Consider the following 20,580-nt stretch of genomic DNA (forward strand, 5'->3'; position numbering starts at 1 on the left):
AAAGGACGAAATATTATGGAAAACGCAATCAAGAACAGATATGAATTTGTAATGCTTTTTGACGTTGAGAACGGCAACCCAAACGGCGACCCTGACGCAGGCAATATGCCTAGAACAGACCCCGAAACAAGCCTCGGTATCGTTACAGACGTGTGCCTTAAAAGAAAGATAAGAAACTTTGTAGAACTTACCAAAGAGGGCGAAGCAGGCTACAATATCCTTATCAAGGCAGACAAAGCCCTCAATACAAAGTTCACCGAAGCTTATAATACCCTTGGCCTTGCCACAAAGCAGAAAGGCAAGAATCCTGATGACGTTAAGCAGGCTCGTGACTATATCTGTCAGAACTACTTTGACGTAAGAACTTTCGGTGCAGTAATGAGTACAGGCGATGACCCGTGCGGCATTGTAAGAGGTCCTGTACAGCTCAACTTTGCAAGAAGTATCGACCCTGTTTTTGCTCAGGATATCACAATCACAAGACAGGCAAGAACAACAGAAGACAGACAGCAGAGCGGTGAGACCGAAATGGGCAAAAAGAGCATAATCCCATACGCTCTCTATCGTGGCGAGGGCTATGTTTCCGCAATGCTCGCTCAGAAGATAACAGGCTTTAGCGAGAACGACCTTGAGCTTCTTTGGACATCTATCATCAATATGTTCGAGCATGACAGAAGTGCCGCAAGAGGAAAGCTCTGTATGCGTAAGCTTATCGTGTTCAAGCATGACTCCGCCCTGGGCAATGCCCCTGCACATATCCTCTTTGACAAGGTGTCAGTTAAGCTCAAAGACGGCGTGACAACTCCAAGACATTACTCAGACTATGATATCTCCATAGATAAGGATATGCCTGAGGGCGTTACCCTAATTGAAAAGCTCTGATGAGCGAAGATGTAACTATCAATATCCGTGACATACAGCATTATATGTATTGTCCACGCAGGTTTGCTCTTTTAGAAGTTAATGACGACTGGGCTGAAAACGCCTTTGTCGTCAAAGCAAACCTCCTCCATGAGAACGTCCACAGCGGTGAGCGCAACTTTGAAAATAAGCGTAAGATCGTCCGAAGTGACGTGTCAGTGTATAACGATGACACTAAGTACAATATTTTCGGAGTTGTAGATTGTATCGAGTTCGTCCGTGACAAATGCGGCGACTATATAGATACCCTGGACGGCACATTCCGTGTGGAAATTGTGGAGTATAAACCCACCAGACCCAAAGCAGGGGAGTTCAATCAGACCGACGCTATACAAGTCTATGCGCAGAAGCTTTGCGTGGATAACGTGTTTCATTGCAATAGCCGATGTTTTCTGTACTATGCAGATGTGCGCAGACGATCAGAATTGCCCTTTGATACTCAGGGCGCAGAGTATGATAAAATGCTTTGCGACTATCTTGGAAAAATGCGTGAGATACTTGCAGCGGATATTATCCCAAAGCGTGTAAAAGGTCAGAAATGTTCAGGCTGTTCACTGTCGGATATGTGCTTTCCAAAAGTTAAGAAATATAGCGTGAAAAATACGATTTTCTCCATGAACGGAGGCGAAAACAATGCGTAAACTGCTCAATTCACTTTATATTCTCGAAGAAACTGCCTACCTCACACTTGACGGCGAAAACATAGTGTGCAGGGCAGAGGACAGCGAGAAGTTCCGTGTGCCTTTTACTAATATCGAGGATATCTATATTTTCAGCTATTCGGGCTGTTCACCTGCGCTTATGGGCAAGTGTGCAGAATATGGCATAGCCGTTAATTTTATTTCTCCTCAAGGTAAATTTCTCGCAAGAGTTCAGGGCAAAACAAAGGGCAACGTCTATCTGCGAAAAGAGCAGTTTGAGCTTTTTTCTATTCCTCAGCTCGACCTTATCAGGAATACTGTCGCCGCAAAGCTTTCAAATACACGTTATCTTATCAGACGTTCGCTCCACGATAACCCGGATATAAACAGTGACGGAGCGCTTACAGATTGTATAAAATATCTTGAAAACGGCATAAAGACTGTCTATGAAACTGCCGATAAAGATATCATCATGGGTATAGAGGGAAGCTGTGCAAAGGCATATTTTGATATATTTGACCGACTGATACTCCACCAAAAAGAAGATTTTTACCTTGCCAACCGCACCAAACGCCCACCCCTCGACAGAGTAAACGCCATGCTCTCGTTTCTGTATACTATCGCAATTTCATCATATACATCAGCCCTTGAAAGCGTAGGACTTGATAGCTGCCTCGGCTTTTACCACGCCCTGCGTTCAGGCAGAAGCAGCCTGTCCTGCGACCTTGTAGAGGAATTTCGCTGCGTGGTGGAGCGACTTGTGCTTACCATGATAAACTTGAAAATGATAAAGCCCGAGGACTTTGAAACTCAGGTCAGTGGCGCAGTATACCTCTCCAAAGAGGGCAAGAAAAAAGTCCTCACCGCATGGCAGGAGCGTAAGCGCACAAGCATAGTCCACCCATATCTGGGCGAAAAGATACAGCAAGGGCTACTCCCATATGTGCAAAGCTCGCTTCTAGCAAAATATATCCGTGGCGAGCTAGATGAGTACCCGAACTATTTGCTGAAATAGAGGTGATATAAATGATGACCTTAGTAAGCTATGATGTATCAACAACAGATAATAAGGGTAAAACAAGGCTGAGAAAAGTGTCGAAAGAGTGTCAAAATTATGGTCAGCGAGTGCAGAACAGCGTGTTTGAAATAGACGTAGACTATGGCACTTTTCTGAAAGTGAAAGATAAACTTCTGAAAATAATAGACCCAAAGCATGATAGTCTGCGGATATATTACTTAGGCAACAATTGGAAGCATAGAGTAGAACACTACGGCACCAAAGAGACCTATGACCCCGAAGGTGTCCTAATATTTTGACCAGCGTACCCCAAGTGATCCACAAATCCCTAGTAAGTTCGCATGAAAATGCCATGCTATTTGTGAACGCACAGTGAACAAAATCAAATTGATACCCATTAAATAAAAAAATAAGTCCGCATCACGTTGAGCAAGCACCAGATATACACAATATCAAGTGTCACGCTCCACGTGAGCGTGTGAGTTGAAATAAAGCTAAAAACTATTAAAAGGAGTATATTAAAATGTCACGCTCCACGTGAGCGTGTGAGTTGAAATAGAAATATTCAAGCCCTCAATATCAATGCTTCCAGTCACGCTCCACGTGAGCGTGTGAGTTGAAATTGATTAGCCATGGCATTGCTACGCACGGTGCGGCGTCACGCTCCACGTGAGCGTGTGAGTTGAAATAGATACAGGCGTTTGAGAATTCAAATGCCAATCGTCACGCTCCACGTGAGCGTGTGAGTTGAAATGATGATATGGTCGTCATGGCATTAACGGAACTAAAAGTCACGCTCCACGTGAGCGTGTGAGTTGAAATGGACGATATTTTAAAAGTTAAATTAGCGACTTCCCGTCACGCTCCACGTGAGCGTGTGAGTTGAAATATTCGTAGGGAAATAAGTTGAACGAGGTGTTACGGTCACGCTCCACGTGAGCGTGTGAGTTGAAATTTTGGCAAAAACACATATATAAATAATTGTATCATGTCACGCTCCACGTGAGCGTGTGAGTTGAAATGTATATGTATGTATGTGTATATGTATGTGTACAAAGTCACGCTCCACGTGAGCGTGTGAGTTGAAATGATTGCGTGACGTTTGGCAAGGTTGAGTATCTTGTCACGCTCCACGTGAGCGTGTGAGTTGAAATGATTTCTGCTTCCTTTTCGAGCTGTTTTGCCGCAGTCACGCTCCACGTGAGCGTGTGAGTTGAAATCTGCCTTTACCTCGTCAACGGCGTTGTTATACACCGTCACGCTCCACGTGAGCGTGTGAGTTGAAATTGTAATGAGTATTCCCTCAATTTTTCCACCGTACGTCACGCTCCACGTGAGCGTGTGAGTTGAAATTCATATCTTTACCCCACCATTCTCAAAGTTTTTGTCACGCTCCACGTGAGCGTGTGAGTTGAAATCCTTGTTGCAACGTCCAACAACAAGGTTATCGTGTCACGCTCCACGTGAGCGTGTGAGTTGAAATGTAGCCGTTGATGGGAACTATTATTTCCTTTATAGTCACGCTCCACGTGAGCGTGTGAGTTGAAATTGAGGACGGCAAAAAGTCATTTAAAGCTGGAATGTCACGCTCCACGTGAGCGTGTGAGTTGAAATGGCAAAAAGAAGAACAAAAGAGCAGATAGAAAAGTCACGCTCCACGTGAGCGTGTGAGTTGAAATGTCTATGGTTACGTCTTTATCGAAACAAAATATAGTCACGCTCCACGTGAGCGTGTGAGTTGAAATTTGCTCCAGTCATAGTTGAAATACTCTGCGGCAGGTCACGCTCCACGTGAGCGTGTGAGTTGAAATGTTGAGGGTGAGAAGTACACGATAATGTGTATGGTCACGCTCCACGTGAGCGTGTGAGTTGAAATGGCATTTGCAACAGAATTGAACGGCTTTATTTTGTCACGCTCCACGTGAGCGTGTGAGTTGAAATACCATAAACCTTATATACGAACATCTTATCTATGTCACGCTCCACGTGAGCGTGTGAGTTGAAATAGCTTCGGTTGTAAAATCTAAATATATTGTAGAAGTCACGCTCCACGTGAGCGTGTGAGTTGAAATTTGTCACGATTTGTAAATACTGCTGAGGTTTATCTGTCACGCTCCACGTGAGCGTGTGAGTTGAAATTATCAATCAGTTTACGGACGTAATTGTCAACATCGTCACGCTCCACGTGAGCGTGTGAGTTGAAATGGATTTGCATTGCATACCATGCAAGCGTCACGGTCGTCACGCTCCACGTGAGCGTGTGAGTTGAAATTTATATTAACAGGGTTTTGCTGCTTGATTGTTGTGTCACGCTCCACGTGAGCGTGTGAGTTGAAATGGTATCGTCACCTGTGTTATGCGGTATGCTCAGGTCACGCTCCACGTGAGCGTGTGAGTTGAAATTTTTTCTCAAATTCCGCATAAGGTCTGATGAATTTGTCACGCTCCACGTGAGCGTGTGAGTTGAAATATACAGCTTGTCAAAGAAGCCCTTGAATTCGCCCGTCACGCTCCACGTGAGCGTGTGAGTTGAAATTAGTTATTATTGCAGTTCTTTTTGTTGGTCTTATCGTCACGCTCCACGTGAGCGTGTGAGTTGAAATGATGATGTCGAGGACGGCGACTTAACGCATCTTGGTCACGCTCCACGTGAGCGTGTGAGTTGAAATGCATTTTTGATTTCATAAAATCAAAATTGTTGCCGGTCACGCTCCACGTGAGCGTGTGAGTCAATTTTCGTTTCAACGCAGGACTTATCGATATTGAATAACACAAGTAACCGCTTGACTAAGGTCGGGCGGTATTTTTATACCCAAATACTATACATTTTTCATGCGTTTTCCGTCAAATCCGCCAATTCACACCCCGAAATTTGTGCAAACAAATGATTTATAATTTAATTTGGCAACATTTCTGCAATTGTTGCATTTTTTCTGCAACAAAATACCCACTTTTCGTGTATAAGTAGAAGAGGTTTCACCACAAATCGGAAACCTTGCGGAGCGACAGTGTATGAGGAAACATTTTGTCAACGTGAGTTAGGTGAACACGATGAGAGGTTCTGATCGCACAGAAAAGCACTTCCTGCACTCCGTCTGAAGCTTGAAAATTGAATATTTATACCGACACACCTTAGCTATACCCCATGAGCATACTGCTAAATTTAATTGTTATAACCGCCTTTGTTGACATTATTCATATAAAATGGTATACTTAAAATAAAATTTATACATAATGAAAAGAGTAAATGTGATGAATAAACATACCACTATCGATAAGTCAACAGGCGAGAAAAAATGTAGCTGCTTTAAACGCTGCGGCGGCTGTCAGTTGGATAAGGTCTACGCCCAGCAAATAGAATGGAAGCAGGCAAAAGCCGATAGAATGTTGAGCCGCTTTTGCAGACCTCAGCAGATAATAACTATGGACGACCCCTATAATTATCGCAATAAAGTCCAAACTGTCTATAAGGTCAATAGCTCAAAGCGTATCGTCTCAGGAGTATATCAGTCCTCTACCCATAGCATGGTTATAACTGACGATTGCTTTTTGGAGGATATAAGAGCACAGCAAATAGTCGCTACACTTAAAGAGCTTATGGCTGACTTCCGTATCCTTCCATATAACGAGGAAAGTGATCAGGGCCTTCTTAAGCATACCATTATCCGTACCTCCCAAACAACAGGCGAGGTAATGCTCGTGCTAGTTACAGCTACCCCCATATTTCCTGCAAAGAAAAATTTCGTTAAAGCTATTACTGAAAAACACCCGTATATAACCACTATCGTCCAAAACGTTAATAAAGGCAGAGTTCCTCTTACTTTGGGCGACCGTGATATTATAATGTACGGCAAAGGCTATATCACCGACGAGATGTGCGGCTGTAAGTTCAGAATTTCACCTCATTCTTTCTATCAGGTAAACCCCGAGCAGACCGAAAAGCTCTATTCTAAAGCAGTTTCCTGTGCAGAGCTTAAAAAAGGCGATAGAGTTATCGACGCATATTGCGGAACAGGTACTATCGGTCTTATCGCTGCAAAAAGCGGTGCAGACGTGGCAGGCGTTGAGCTTAATGCCGAAGCCGTAAAGGACGCAGTTTCAAACGCCAAGCTCAATAAGCTTGACAATATCAGGTTTTATAATGAGGACGCAGGCGAGTTCATGACAAAGCTTGCGCAGGCAGGTGAGAGCTGTGATACAGTTTTCCTTGACCCTCCAAGAGCAGGTACAACAGAAGAATTTGTTGAAGCCTTGGGCAAACTCAGACCTGAAAAGATAGTCTACGTTTCCTGTAAAATAGAAACTCTCGAGCGTGATTTGAAGCTTCTTGCAAAAATAGGCTATAAAGCACAGCTTATCCAGCCCGTTGATATGTTCCCGCATACCACAGGTATCGAAAATGTGGTGCTTTTAAAAAGAAAAATGATATCGCTCACACCAAACAGAACACCTGATAAAAAGGGGGATAAAAAAATTGAACGAAAAGGTAAAACTTCTCACAGATAATATCGAAAAAGTTATCGTCGGCAAGACCGACTCTGTGCTTAAAATAATCACAGCCATGCTTTGCGGCGGTCATGTTCTTATCGAGGACGTGCCTGGAGTAGGCAAAACTCAGCTTGTATCAGCCCTTGCAAGGTCAGTGGACGGCAAATATAACCGTATCCAGCTTACCCCTGACGTTATGCCGTCCGATATCGTTGGCTTTTCTATGATAGACCAGAAAACTCATGAGCTTGAGTATAAAGAGGGTGTGGCAATGTGCAATTTCCTCTTGGCAGACGAAATAAACAGAGCCTCCCCAAAATCTCAGTCAAGCTTGCTTGAAGTCATGGAAGAACATCAGATATCAATTGACGGTAAAACTCATGAACTTCCGTCACCATTTATGGTGCTTGCCACACAAAACCCTGTGGAAACTTACGGCACTTATCATTTGCCTGAAGCCCAAATGGATAGATTTCTTATGAAGATATCAATGGGCTATCCCTCATATGATGATGAGCTTGATATTATGTCAAGAGCCGAAAGATCAGGCTTTGCAAAGAATATCCAGCCTGTCATGACCCTTGAAAACGTCCGTGAGCTTATGGGCTACGCTGAAAATGTAACCGCAGAGCTTTCTGTGAGAAAATATATCCTGAGCCTTGTTACCGCAACAAGAAATTCAGATTATGTAAAGCTTGGCGTTTCTCCCCGTGGAAGTATCGCACTTCTCAAAGCTTCAAAAGCCTATGCCTTTGTTCAGGGCAGAGGATTTGTCATGCCAGATGATGTCAAGGCTGTTATGCCTGACGTTCTTGCACATAGACTTATGCTTTCTCCAAAAGGCAAATCCGCCTTTGAAAATGAAAGGGAAGCTCTTGAAAATATCGCTCTTACAGTAAAATCACCTGACGCAATAGAGAAATAGAGGATATGACCCCATGAAAAATCTTTTAGGTTATCTTACCTGCGTGGCGGTGGCGATACTGCTTAGAGTTTATATAAACGGAAGCGGTGGTACGCTTGTGCTTTATCTTTTAGCTATAGCCTTTGTGATATCTCTTGCGGCACTTCTCATTACCAAGCGTAAACTTGTGGCAGCCATAAAGCTTTCCACAGAAATAAGTGCAAAGAACGAGGAGTTTGACGCTGACATAATGCTTTTAAATGCAATACGCATTATTCCCTCATGCGTTGTTGAGGTAACGGCAGAGTGTTCAGATAATATCGGTGCTGTAAGCCCACTTGAATTTAAAACTATCGTGGCAGGCGGCAGACAGCAAAGCGTCAGCGTTAAGCTGAAAACACGCTATGCAGGTCTTGGCACAGTGAAAATAAAAAGCATACGGTTGCATGACTATCTTGGAATAATCACCCTGCACCTTGACAGTTCACGTTATGAAAAAGCCGTGGGAAAAATAAAGATAATGCCGAATATCCCTGACACTGGCTCTCAAACAGAGCTTCTTAAAGCAACTTCCGAGAACGCTTCATTTGACGATAACGAAAGCGAATCAGATGAAAATGCACTTGGCCTTACAGGCGTTCCGGGCTATGACCACAGACAGTATGAGATAGGCGACCCGCTGAAAAGAATAAACTGGAAGCTTTCTTCAAAGCGTGACGAGCTTATGGTGCGCCTTGATGAAAAGGTCACGGCTTCGAGTCAGGCGTTTTTCCTTGATATACCAAGCGAAAATCATGACCCTATGTTTGCTATGAATATTGATAATATAGTCGAAGCGAGCCTTGCAATGCTTTCAATGCTTATCATGGAGGGCTTTGAGAGTGAGTATAATTATTATCTTGACGGCTGGAAAAGCATGAAAATAAAGCAGGCAGGTGATATAATAGAGCTTCAAAACGACCTTGCGGCAATAGCACCATATCCGCAGGAAAAGCGTTTTGCCTTTTCTCATGAGATAGGCAAGACAGCTCCTATCTGCTTCACAGCCTGCATGGCGACTTCTCAGGGGGAATTTTCTTCTCTTATAGAAGAATTTAACGGCTCTTTTGTAGTGACACGTCTTAGCGGCCTTGATAAGCAGACAGAAAATATGTGGCTTGTAGACGAAACTTTCGAGTTTCGTAAAATGACATAGGGGGTGTGGCTTTTGAATATAAAAACTGCTCAGATAAAAAACACCCTTGTGAATATTCTTTCAAAATATGCTTTGCCACTGCTCCTTGGAGCAGTGGTCATGAACATAATCTTTAAGACCTATCTTGTAGACAATGTCAGACTTTATACTTTTGGATATGTGGTCTATGAATGTCTGCTGTTCGCTCTTTTTGAGTGGCTGAAGCCGAAAAAAGTCCTGCGAGGTATTGTCTATACCGCCCTTATGGTGGCAGTGCTGTTTTTGGGCTTTCAGCTTCTTCGTGCTGGATTTGAACATTCTGGAAAATCATTTATCAATTGGTTTTATGTAAACAGGCAGGAGATAGGTCAGATAGATGAATATTTCTACTTTCTATTTGTGGGACTAGGCTTCTTTATCATTTCGGTGCTTTATTATTTCACCATTGTGCGCTATAGAAGCTTTGGAACGATGCTCGTTGTGCTTTTTCCGTTTTTTATTTACGGAAAGCGTGCCGACTCAATGGATACTCTTGACATAACCATAATGCTCACTGTGTTCATTGCACTTATGGTGCACAGCAGACTTGTTTCAGACGAGAGCAAGCATGACCTTGTTATAAACGGCTCTTATGTGGCGGCATCGGCGGTTTTCGTTACCCTTGTGGGTGCGCTTGCAATGCTTATGCCGACTTCCTCAAAGACATCTTATCTTGAAAAAAATAGCAACTTCTTTGATGTGAATATCAAAAGCAGTGGCACATATGACAATCTTAGTGATGAGTCTTCCCCAAGATTTGGCGCAGACGCAACGGGCGAGATACTTTTCAACTTCACCACAACCTCTGATGAACAGGTCATTTATCTCCGCAGACAATCCTTTGACCTTTTCAGAAACGAGAAGTGGGTAACAGACGATAGCTTCTACGATTTTGATTTTGACAAAAATGTTTATCTTTACGGTGACAACGAGGTGAACTCACCGAGCTATGTTTACAGCATAGCAAAGTCACTTGCAGATAAGGATTACACCAAGGATCTTGGCGTGGACAGGTCACAGTTTCCTGATGATCTGTTCAGTGAAAAGGCAGTCATGAATCAGTTCAGCGACAGCTTTGCCCCTAGCTATATCCCTGCTCCACTGATGATAACCCCAGGGGAGAACAACGTTTATATCAAAACAACTCACAGCGAGGTCTACAGACCATATGACACCGCAGGAAATAAGCTTGGCATTAGCTTTGAGTATATTCCTGAAACGGAGAGAGAAAGACAGGCTGCGGCAAATCTTGATATGACCGAAAATCAGTTCAAACTTCTGCTTTCTTATGGTTTGACAAACGGAGATGTCACATCAAATCAAGCGCTGAATATTTATAAGATATATGCGTTGTACACAGATGTTTCTGCATATGACGATAAAGGCGGAAAAATGGAGGCTCTTGCGAAAAACATAACGGAAAACTGCAAAAATGATTATGAGAAAGCTCAGGCGCTTGTGGATTATTTTGAGCAGAACGGCTATGTTTACGATAACGAGTATGAGCCTGACGATGAGTCTATCGCATATTTTCTTTTCACGAGCAAGCGCGGAAACTGCACAAACTATGCCACAAGCATGACACTTATGGCGAGAATGCTGGGACTTCCAGCAAGGTATGTTGAGGGCTTTGCAGCATATGAAAAGAATGAACGTGGAGAGTTTGTGGTAAGAGATAGCCATGCTCACGCTTTTGTAGAGGTCTTTATCACAGGCATTGGCTGGATGACTTTTGACCCGACAGTTCCGGGCTATCAGCGTGACTACAGTGCAAACGGTACGAACTTTGATGTTTCAACTTTTGTAAGCTATTTCAGCAGGATCGCACTGTTTATCGGTGTAGCGTTTGTGCTTGTGGTTTTCGTATTCCTTAACAGAATTATCGAGGTATTTTTCCGACTGTCACTTAAATTCAGAGATAACGGAGAAAAGGTCATAAGGCTTTACAGGCGAGTGGTAAGGCTTTTGACCATAGCTTCTAATGATAGGCTATCGGGATACACGCCTGAAATGATAAGAGAATATCTTGTTAAGAGGCGTGGAGTTGAGCTTGGCGGTCTTATAGATCTTTTTGAAAAGACCTGCTTCGGTGGATATGTTCCTGATGAAGCCGAGTGGAAAATGGTCTATGCAGATTACAAAGTACAATGGAAAAAGCTCACAAAGCGTGAGAAAACGACTTTGGAGCTTGATAAGAATATGTAATGAAATGGCTGTGCGGGAAAAATCACGCACGGCTATTTTTTTTCGTATGAAAAAAGGCTGCCGTATAAAACAGCAGCCTGAGAGTGTAAAAAATTTTCCGAAAGAGCAGGACGTCAAGGACGCCCACTGTATCTGATATTTAATTAAAGTGAAGCAAGAAGATCGCTCATTGCGTAAAGTCCTGCCGGCTTTCCACAAAGGAAAACGCCTGCATTCACTGCACCCACAGCGAAAACCTGCTTTGAATGAGCCTCGTGCTTGAGGGAGATGACTTCATCTCTGCCTGCAAAGATTATCTCATGCTCGCCAACAATAGTGCCACCACGGACAGAGTGCATACCGATCTCGGTCTTTTCTCTCTTTGCTCTTACAGAATGACGATCGTAAACATAGTGATACTTGTTGTCAAGCTCCTCGTTTATTGCGTCTGCAAGCATGATAGCAGTGCCTGATGGAGCGTCTATCTTCTGGTTATGGTGCTTCTCAATTATCTCGATATCATACTGAACGCCAAGAACTTTTGCGGCAGTTTTTGCAAGATTTGCAAGAAGATTGATACCAAGGGTCATGTTGAATGTGAAGAAAACAGGTATCTGCTCGGAAGCCTTGTGTATCTTCGCTGTATCCTCTTCTGTATAGCCTGTGGTAGCTATTACAAGTGCAGTGCCGTTTGAAAGGCAATAGCTGAGAAGTCCGTCCAGTGCGGAAGGGTGTGAGAAGTCGATTATTACATCAGGCTTTTCAGGCAGGTCGGCAGGCTCTTTTACTACAGGGAAGTCTGCATAAGCCTCGCCAAATTTGTCGATACCTGCGCTTACTGTGCAGTCGTCACGCTCTGATATAACATCATATATGAACCTGCCCATTTTTCCGCAGGCGCCACATATTGCGATCTTAGTCATTTATATCATTCCTTTTCTTTTTATTTATTGACCAGTATGTGCAGGAAAACGGGCGAACGCTGTTCGCCCCTACAGCACATCTTGAAATTTTGTTATAAACATAAAGGGCGAATTTCTCCGCCCTTTGTATTTTTTTTACTTGATAAGTCCGAGAGCGTTCATTGACGCTTTCAGCTTTTCTATCTTATCATCGCTCATTCTTACAAGCGGCAGACGACACTCGCCGACCTCAAAGCCCATAAGGTTAAGAGCTTCCTTGACAGGGATAGGGTTTACGTCGCTGAAAAGTGCCTTTGCAAAACCAAGGGTCTTGAATACCTTTTCTCTTGCTTCCTCATACTTTCCATCAAGGCAGAGCTGTGTGATCTCATGTGTTTCAAATGGCATACAGTTGGAAAGAACTGAGATAACACCCTTTCCGCCCAGAGCCATGATAGGAACGATCTGATCGTCGTTGCCTGAATAGATATCAAGGTCATCGCCGCAGAGAGCTGCCACCTGTGTTATCTGGCTGATGTTTCCGCTTGCTGCCTTGATAGCAACGATATTGTCTATCTTTGCAAGCTCACGGCAGGTCTCAGGAAGAATGTTCACACCTGTTCTTGACGGTACGTTGTAAAGAATGATAGGCAGTGTAACAGCCTTTGCGATAGCGGAGAAGTGTGCGATAAGTCCTGCCTGTGAAGTCTTATTATAATAAGGTGTAACACAAAGCAGAGCGTCAGCACCAAGCTCCTCAGCCTTCTTAGAAAGGTTTACGGCATACTCTGTATGGTTTGAGCCTGTGCCTGCGATAACAGGGATTCTGTGATTTGTCTTTTCAACAGCATAGCGGATACACTCGATATGCTCCTCATCTGTCATGGTAGCACTTTCGCCTGTTGTTCCGCAGATTATGATAGCGTCTGTGCCGTTATCGATGTTGAAATCGATAAGCTCGCCCAGCTTGTCAAAGTTGATAGAGCCGTCAGCGTTCATAGGTGTAACGATAGCAACGCCTGCACCTGTGAAAATAGTCTTTTTCATAAACAGCACTCCTTTCGTGCGTATATATGTGTTATATTAGTCAAAATAGCCCTTTGCTGCAAGAAGCTCAGCCAGCAGAACTGCTCCGCCTGCCGCACCTCTCAGTGTATTGTGTGAAAGGCAAACGAACTTATAGTCATACTGTGAATCTTCTCTCAGTCTGCCTATAGAAACTGCCATGCCGCCCTCAAGGTTTCTGTCGAGCTTAGCCTGTGGACGATCGTCCTCTGTGAAGTAGTTAAGGAACTGCTTTGGAGCGCTTGGAAGCTGAAGCTCCTGTGGAACACCGCTGAAATCTTTCCAAGCCTGAAGAATTTCTTCCTTAGAAGGTTTATTCTCAAATGATACGAAAACTGCTGCTGTGTGACCGTCGGAAACAGGAACTCTCAGGCACTGTGTTGTGATAGCTGGAGCTGTTGCGTCAACGATAACGTCGCCCTCAATATGACCCCAGATCTTAAGTGGCTCTTTCTCAGACTTTTCTTCCTCGCCGCCGATATATGGGATAACGTTGTCAAGGATCTCAGGGAAGCTTTCAAATGTCTTGCCTGCGCCTGAAATTGCCTGATATGTGCAGGCAAGAGCCTTTGTTACCTTATACTTATCCATAAGAGGTGCAAGAGCAGGAACGTAAGACTGGAGTGAGCAGTTAGACTTAACTGCGATAAATCCTCTCTTTGTGCCAAGTCTTTTCCTCTGTGAAGCGATTATCTCGATATGCTCAGGGTTTACCTCAGGAATGACCATTGGAACATCAGGAGTATGTCTGTGTGCGGAGTTGTTTGATACAACAGGGCATTCAGCCTTTGCATACTTTTCTTCAAGGGCTCTTATCTCGTCTTTCTTCATATCAACTGCGCAGAATACGAAATCTACCATTGAAGCGATCTTCTCAACGTCCTCCTCGGCGTTCAGAACTGTAAGCTCACCGATAGCTTCCGGCAGAGGCTCTGAAAGCTTCCACTTGCCTGCAACTGCGTCCTTGAGCTTTTTGCCTGCCGAACGTGGTGAAGCGGCAACGCATACTACATTGAACCATGGGTGTTTGTCAAGAAGCAGAGAAAATCTCTGACCTACCATTCCTGTTGCACCGATGATACCGACATTGTACTTTTTCATTATTAAAACTCCTTTTCCTGTGCCATGGTAACAATTTTCTTTGGCGTTATATACTAAAATATGCCGCTGTTCAAATGTTATTTTGCACAAAACATAAAAAATAAACAAATAATAAAAAAACTGGTTGAAAACCAGTTCATCATACAATATAATAAGAATGTTGACATAAAAATTTATGCCGATAGCACTCCACCATTTGTAATGATGACAACTGATAGTCTATTAAACTAACAGTCAGCAGGAGTGTTCCCGATACTCCGCTTCGGCAGTTTTACCTTTCTCATTTACCATAGGCGTTGGGACGCTGTTGTGTGGTGTCACACGAAAAATGATACTCATTTCAACTGCACCTCTATCTGTTCTGTTTAATGATAACAAATATTTAGCGTTCTGTCAATACATATAGATAAAAATATTTTAATTTTCTGTAAATTAATAAGTTTATATGAAATTAAATTGCTTTAAAGAATGCTGACAGTTGTTGGAATAAGGACTTTGAGAATGGTGAGAGTGGGACGTAGAGGACGCTGTTCCCTACATTATTTTAATTATTATATTTTAAATAAATAGGAGATATTTAAAATGCTTGATATTAACAACATGAAAAGATCGGATTTTTATTATGACCTGCCTCAGGAGCTTATTGCACAGACCCCTGTCGAGCCTAGAAATGCTTCAAGAATGATGAAGATAAACAGGCGGACGGGAGAGGTGGTACACGACCATTTCTATAATCTATGCAATTATCTCAAAAAAGGTGACTTGCTTGTGCTTAACGACTCAAAGGTGCTTCCTGCGAGGATATACGGCGAGCGTGAGGACACAGGCTCGTTCATTGAGTTTTTGCTTGTGGAGCAGAAAGAGAACATGGTCTGGGAGATCCTTTGCAGACCTGGCAAAAAAGCCAAGATCGGCACAAGATTTGTTTTCGGCGGTGGTAAGCTGAAGGCTGAGATAATTGATGTGTTGGAGGACGGAAACCGTATCGCACGATTTGAGTGTGAGGAGAATTTCTTTGCCACACTTGACGAGATAGGTCAGATGCCTTTGCCACCTTATATTACTGAAAAGCTGAAGGACAAGGACAGATACCAGACGGTTTATGCTCATGAGCTTGGCTCGTCTGCTGCGCCGACTGCCGGTCTGCATTTTACTGAGCAGCAGCTTGAGGACTTAAAGGCAATGGGTGTGAACATTGCGTATGTTACTCTGCACGTTGGTCTTGGCACTTTCAGACCTGTTAAGGAGGACAAGGTCCTTGACCATAAGATGCACAGGGAACATTATGAGCTTAGCCGTGAAACTGCAGACATGATAAACGAAACGAAGAAAAATGGCGGACGTGTTATTGCGGTGGGTACTACTTCATGCAGGACGCTGGAGAGCGTGGCGGCATTCAATGACGGAAAGATAGTTCCATGTGACGGTTACACGGAGATATTTATTTATCCTGGCTTTGAGTTCAAGGTGCTTGACGGACTTGTTACTAATTTTCACCTGCCTGAGAGCACGCTCATTATGCTTGTTTCTGCATTTATGGGATACGAGAACACTATGAACGCTTACAAGATAGCTGTGGAGGAGAAATACAGATTTTTCAGCTTTGGTGATTGTATGCTCATAATATCTGAGTGAGGAATTAAGGTATCGCCTGCGGCGATGATATCTCATTTCAAACTTTGTTTTACGGAGGTTTTTTCTATATGAATGACGTTAAGTCAGGGGAGAAAAAGCGGCTTTATTTATATGATAATCTGAAATTTCTGCTTATAGTGCTTGTGGTCTTGGGGCATTTGATAGACGACAGCACTGTCAAGCTTTTTGGTGACGGCGGCGGTGAAACAGGCGTACCGCAGGCAAAGGTTTTCAGCGGCGCATTTCTGTTTCTGTATGCTTTTCATATGCCGTTGTTTTTATTCATATCAGGACTGTTCAACAGGGGGCATGATGACGGCAGGAAAGTGCTTGGAAAGACGCTTGGATTTGTTGTTATCGGAATGTTAATGAAATGCCTGAATTATTGGTCGCAGGTGAGATTTCAGACGGATTTTGACAAGGAAAACAGTGATGGCGAGATTTTCTTTGACCTTTTAGGCGGCGACGGTGTATACTGGTATATGTTCGCAATGGCAGCGTTTATGGGGCTTTGCTATCTGTTAAGAAACAGCAGACCTTGGGCGGTGCTTACGGCGGCTATGGTGACGGCACTTTCGGCAGGGTATGACCCTAGCGTGGGCGATGAATATGAGCTGTCCAGGATAGTGGTGTTTTTCCCGTTTTACTACTGCGGATATGTGCTTGACCCTGAAAAGGTGGCTGAGTTTGTGAAGAAGTGGTATATGAGGGTGCTGTCCTTGGGAGTGATAGGCATTTGGGCTTATTTCTGCTTTGAAAAAACAAAGCTTGTTTATCCGCTGAGAATGCTTCTTACGGGAAGAAACTCTTATTTTTCCATATCTGAAGCAACGGACATGGATTGCACTTTTTTGAGCAGGCTTCTTGTTATGGGTATCTCGGCACTGCTTTGTTTGGCGGTGCTTGGTATTGGGCTTGATGTGAAGATTCCACTGATAACAAAGTGCGGCTCCAGGACTTTGCAGGTGTACTTCTGGCACAGGACTATTGTTTATATGCTCACATACTATGGTTATCAGGCATATCTTGCAAAGGCTTTTCCTGAACGTTGGGAGCTTTATTTGGCACTTACAGCGATACCTATTGTATTGGTGCTTTGCATAAAAATATTTGGTGTACCTCTGGATATGGTGCTTAAAGGAATAAGGGGCAGGAATGATATCATAAAGGAGAACGGAAATGGAAAATAACTTTTTTAAGAGCGTTATTGACGCAGACGATGCACCTGTGGTTATTTGTGACCTTGAGCATACAATAGTATATATGAACCCGACAGCGGTCAAAAGATATGAAAAGCGTGGAGGAGCGGCTCTTGTGGGCAGATCCATAAAGGGCTGTCACAACGGGGATTCTAATGATAAGATAGAGCAGGTCATTGCATGGTTCAAAAAGGATAAGGGCAACAACAAGGTGTATACTTTCCGCAACGAAAAGGAAAATAAGGACGTTTACATGATAGCTCTCAGAAATGATGAGGGAGAGCTTATTGGATATTATGAAAAGCATGAGTACAGAAATATTGAAACTATGAAGCTGTATGATATGGAATAGGCTGAAAAAAATAATTTATAAGGAGAATTTATGTTTACATTATTAAAACAAGAGGGTGCCGCACGCAGGGGGCAGTTTGAAACTGTTCATGGAACTATACAGACACCTGTTTTTATGAACGTGGGAACTTCGGCGGCGATAAAGGGCGGAGTTTCTTCCATTGATCTGAAAAACGAGCTTAAAACGCAGGTGGAGCTTTGCAATACCTATCATTTGCACGTCAGACCGGGCGATGACATTATATACAAAATGGGCGGACTTCACAAGTTCATGAACTGGGACAAGCCTATTCTTACAGACAGCGGTGGATTTCAGGTATTTTCTTTGGCCAAGCTGCGTAAAATCAAAGAGGAGGGCGTGTACTTCAACTCTCATGTTGACGGTCGCAGAATTTTTATGGGTCCTGAGGAGAGTATGCAGATACAATCGCACCTTGCGTCTACTATCGCAATGGCGTTTGACGAGTGTGTGGAAAATCCTGCTGAGCATAGCTATTCAAAGGCAAGCTGTGATAGAACGGTAAGGTGGCTTGAGAGATGTGTCGCTGAGCAGAAAAGGCTCAACGGACTTGAGGAGACTATAAACAAGCATCAGATGCTGTTCGGTATCAATCAGGGCTGTACTTATGAGGATCTGCGTATCGAGCATATGAAGCGCATAAGAGAAATGGAATACTGTTCGGGCTTTGCTATTGGCGGTCTGGCGGTGGGTGAGCCTACTGAGGTAATGTATAACATTATCGAAAAGGTCGAGCCTTTTATGCCAAAGAATAAGCCGAGATATCTTATGGGCGTTGGCACACCGACAAACATAATTGAGGCTGTTTACAGAGGCGTGGACTTCTTTGATTGCGTAATGCCAAGCAGAAATGCACGTCACGGAACGCTGTTCACATGGAACGGCATTATGCACATCACTAATAAAAGGTATGAAACTGACTCTAGACCTATTGACGAGCATTGCGATTGTCCTGCTTGCCGTAATCACAGCAGGGCATACATTCGTCATCTGTTCAAGTCTGAGGAGCAGTTGGGCGGCAGGCTGGCAGTTATGCACAATCTGTATTTCTACAACACGCTCACGGAGAAGATAAGAGAGGCTCTTGACGAGGGCAGATTTGAGCAGTTCAGAAATCAATACAGCTCGCTTCTTGCTTCAAAGTGTGAGGATTAACAAAATATAACGGTATGACGCTGTTTTCGGAAAATGCAAAGATGTTATTTTGTATTTTCCGAGATGGCGTTTTTTTGTTGAGTGAGGGCTATTTTATTTGATGAAAGCATGGGTTTGTTGCTTCGATGGGCGAACGCTGTTCGCCCCTACAGAAAAGGCGTGGTAGCAGGCGTAAAAAGTGTGGGTGCAGATAAAAATATAAGGGAAGTCAAGATTAAATGTAAATCTGTTTTTATACATTATACAGGGGGATTATATGAGTATTTTTGAGCTTTTTCTTACTGCGTGTGGACTTTCTATGGACGCTTTTGCGGTATCGGTGACTAATGGGCTTTGTGTCAGAAAGGGGAGAGTCAGGGGAGCATTGATGTGCGGTATCATATTCGGGCTTTTTCAGGGGATAATGCCTGCGATCGGCTATGCGCTGGGCATGAATTTTGCGGAATACATAGAGAGGTTCGACCACTGGATAGCTTTGATACTGCTTGGGTTCATAGGATTGAACATGATATGCGGTTCGGGGGACGATGAGATCCAGACAGGGGGCAGGCTCACTTTCGGGGCGGTGCTTGTGCAGGGATTTGCCACCTCTGTGGATGCACTGGCTGTGGGCATAAGCTTTGCGGCACTTGGTGTGGGCATAGTCAGGTCGGCAGCTTTTATATGTGTTGTTACGGCGGCCTTATCGTTCTGTGGGTTTATGCTTGGTAACAAATTCAGCGGAAAACTCAAAAGCAAGGCAAGGATAGTTGGGGGAGTTATTTTAATATGTATAGGGCTTAAAATATTTGCTGAACAGACTATATTTGTTTAAAACAATTTGCTTATTCACGTAAATATGTATCACATAGATATCTTTGTGAATTTTAATTTAACAATTACAGGTGTGTATGTTCATAAACAAGCCACAATATCAGTGTATAATAAATCTCGTGATTTTTAGACAAGTGTATAAATTTGCGATTGATGTACAAACTTATGATAAGTGTACAAAGTTATGATATGTGTATAAACTTGCGATAAGTGTAAGAATTAGTGCATGGTGACCGACAAGTTTATGGAAAGTCGGAGGGAGGAAAGGCTTTTTATATAGCTGGTTTTATGAAAAAGCTATTTATTTTTGATCTGGACGGAACGCTTGTAAATTCTATTTATGATCTTGGGGACGCCATGAATGCGGTTCTTGAGAGATATGGGTTTCCTGTGTTTGATTATGATACCTACAAGCATTTAGTGGGAAATGGTACTTTGAAGCTTGTTGAGCGGGCTTTGCCTGAGAAGCTGAGAAGTGAGGAGAACATCAAAAAGTATCATGCTGAGTTCTCTGAGGAATACAACAAGAGATGTGTGAACAAGACCAAGCCTTATGAGCATATCTGCGAGGTGCTTGACACGCTTCGCAATGAGGGCATTATGACGGCGGTGGCTTCAAACAAGCCTGACGGCTTTGTGAACTACATTGTAAAGAATATTTTCGGTGAGAAAGATTTTGACCTGATCGAGGGCAAAAAGGACGGTGTTCCGACAAAGCCTGCGCCTGAGATAATATACAATATTCTTGGCACGCTTGGGGTCAAGGCTGAGGAAGCTGTGCTTATCGGAGATTCTGATGTGGACGTTATGACGGCAAAAAATGCGGACCTTGACTGCATTGGCTGTGAATGGGGCTTCAGGGGCAGAGAAGAACTTGAAAATGCAGGTGCGAAGTATATTGCGGAAGTTCCGCAGGACATAGTGAGCATTTGTCATGAGATAAACAGGATATAATTAAAACGGAGGATTTC

The 20,580-nt window shown here is 43.4% G+C and carries 17 protein-coding genes, 1 CRISPR repeat array and 1 riboswitch; of the genes, 14 read left to right on the plus strand and 3 right to left on the minus strand.

Features of this window, described 5'->3' with window-relative positions; genetic code table 11:
- Positions 1–15 precede the first annotated feature (15 nt).
- The 8 genes from cas7c (at position 16) to OCV57_RS02095 (ending at position 11,390) form a co-directional block, all read left to right on the plus strand.
- On the plus strand, positions 16–882 hold the full coding sequence (gene cas7c, locus OCV57_RS02060) for a type I-C CRISPR-associated protein Cas7/Csd2 (RefSeq protein WP_117857742.1): 867 nt from the start codon (positions 16–18) through the stop codon (positions 880–882).
- Positions 882–1,562: a CRISPR-associated protein Cas4 gene (gene cas4 / locus OCV57_RS02065; protein ID WP_046441393.1), complete on the plus strand. Its 681-nt coding sequence runs from the start codon at positions 882–884 to the stop codon at positions 1,560–1,562. The genes cas7c and cas4 overlap by 1 nt, the downstream gene beginning before the upstream one ends.
- Positions 1,555–2,577, plus strand: a complete 1,023-nt coding sequence (gene cas1c, locus OCV57_RS02070; RefSeq protein ID WP_117939090.1) for a type I-C CRISPR-associated endonuclease Cas1c — start codon at positions 1,555–1,557, stop codon at positions 2,575–2,577. Before cas4 ends, cas1c begins: the two co-directional genes overlap by 8 nt.
- 11 nt (positions 2,578–2,588) lie before the next feature.
- Positions 2,589–2,879, plus strand: coding sequence for a CRISPR-associated endonuclease Cas2 (cas2, locus tag OCV57_RS02075; RefSeq protein ID WP_041337298.1), 291 nt, complete (start codon positions 2,589–2,591; stop codon positions 2,877–2,879).
- A gap of 159 nt (positions 2,880–3,038) precedes the next feature.
- A CRISPR array of direct repeats spans positions 3,039–5,316; the repeat unit is 32 nt; unit sequence GTCACGCTCCACGTGAGCGTGTGAGTTGAAAT.
- Positions 5,317–5,832: 516 nt separating this feature from the next.
- Entirely contained in the window at positions 5,833–7,086 is a 1,254-nt protein-coding gene (gene rlmD, locus OCV57_RS02080) for a 23S rRNA (uracil(1939)-C(5))-methyltransferase RlmD (protein ID WP_267300327.1), read from the plus strand.
- Positions 7,055–7,993, plus strand: coding sequence for an AAA family ATPase (locus OCV57_RS02085; protein ID WP_117928188.1), 939 nt, complete (start codon positions 7,055–7,057; stop codon positions 7,991–7,993). The genes rlmD and OCV57_RS02085 overlap by 32 nt, the downstream gene beginning before the upstream one ends.
- Before the next feature lie 13 nt (positions 7,994–8,006).
- Positions 8,007–9,167: a DUF58 domain-containing protein gene (locus tag OCV57_RS02090; RefSeq protein ID WP_118123683.1), complete on the plus strand. Its 1,161-nt coding sequence runs from the start codon at positions 8,007–8,009 to the stop codon at positions 9,165–9,167.
- Positions 9,168–9,179: 12 nt separating this feature from the next.
- Positions 9,180–11,390, plus strand: a complete 2,211-nt coding sequence (locus OCV57_RS02095) for a DUF4129 domain-containing transglutaminase family protein (RefSeq protein WP_267300328.1) — start codon at positions 9,180–9,182, stop codon at positions 11,388–11,390.
- Between the two features lie 143 nt (positions 11,391–11,533).
- Here the strand turns inward: OCV57_RS02095 and dapB are convergent, their stop codons facing one another.
- The 3 genes from dapB to asd form a co-directional block, all read right to left on the minus strand.
- Positions 11,534–12,292, minus strand: coding sequence for a 4-hydroxy-tetrahydrodipicolinate reductase (gene dapB, locus OCV57_RS02100; RefSeq protein WP_267300329.1), 759 nt, complete (start codon positions 12,290–12,292; stop codon positions 11,534–11,536).
- A 135-nt stretch (positions 12,293–12,427) separates the two neighbouring features.
- The gene (gene dapA, locus OCV57_RS02105; RefSeq protein WP_046441406.1) at positions 12,428–13,318 is read right to left on the minus strand and encodes a 4-hydroxy-tetrahydrodipicolinate synthase; all 891 of its coding nucleotides are present in this window, start codon (positions 13,316–13,318) and stop codon (positions 12,428–12,430) included.
- 36 nt (positions 13,319–13,354) lie between these two features.
- Positions 13,355–14,437: an aspartate-semialdehyde dehydrogenase gene (gene asd, locus OCV57_RS02110; RefSeq protein ID WP_022286925.1), complete on the minus strand. Its 1,083-nt coding sequence runs from the start codon at positions 14,435–14,437 to the stop codon at positions 13,355–13,357.
- 174 nt (positions 14,438–14,611) lie between these two features.
- A riboswitch (Lysine riboswitch) is annotated at positions 14,612–14,800 on the minus strand.
- 219 nt (positions 14,801–15,019) lie between these two features.
- On the opposite strand from asd, the gene queA reads away from it, so the two are divergent.
- The 6 genes from queA to OCV57_RS02140 all read left to right on the plus strand — a co-directional run bounded on the left by queA (position 15,020) and on the right by OCV57_RS02140 (position 20,563).
- Entirely contained in the window at positions 15,020–16,072 is a 1,053-nt protein-coding gene (gene queA, locus OCV57_RS02115) for a tRNA preQ1(34) S-adenosylmethionine ribosyltransferase-isomerase QueA (RefSeq protein WP_118123687.1), read from the plus strand.
- Between the two features lie 68 nt (positions 16,073–16,140).
- Positions 16,141–17,262 (plus strand): acyltransferase family protein, encoded by a 1,122-nt coding sequence (locus OCV57_RS02120; protein WP_267300330.1) that lies wholly within the window; start codon positions 16,141–16,143, stop codon positions 17,260–17,262.
- Entirely contained in the window at positions 17,252–17,623 is a 372-nt protein-coding gene (locus OCV57_RS02125) for a PAS domain-containing protein (protein WP_041337306.1), read from the plus strand. The genes OCV57_RS02120 and OCV57_RS02125 overlap by 11 nt, the downstream gene beginning before the upstream one ends.
- Before the next feature lie 30 nt (positions 17,624–17,653).
- The gene (gene tgt, locus OCV57_RS02130; RefSeq protein WP_267300331.1) at positions 17,654–18,796 is read left to right on the plus strand and encodes a tRNA guanosine(34) transglycosylase Tgt; all 1,143 of its coding nucleotides are present in this window, start codon (positions 17,654–17,656) and stop codon (positions 18,794–18,796) included.
- 256 nt (positions 18,797–19,052) lie between these two features.
- Positions 19,053–19,610, plus strand: a complete 558-nt coding sequence (locus OCV57_RS02135) for a manganese efflux pump MntP (protein WP_041337308.1) — start codon at positions 19,053–19,055, stop codon at positions 19,608–19,610.
- A gap of 287 nt (positions 19,611–19,897) precedes the next feature.
- A complete protein-coding gene (locus OCV57_RS02140; protein ID WP_195551613.1) occupies positions 19,898–20,563 on the plus strand; it encodes an HAD family hydrolase in 666 nt (221 codons plus the stop codon).
- The last annotated feature ends 17 nt before the right edge of the window (positions 20,564–20,580 follow it).

Origin of the sequence: Hominimerdicola aceti (assembly GCF_025567495.1) — a bacterium.
GTDB lineage: Bacteria > Bacillota > Clostridia > Oscillospirales > Ruminococcaceae > Hominimerdicola > Hominimerdicola aceti.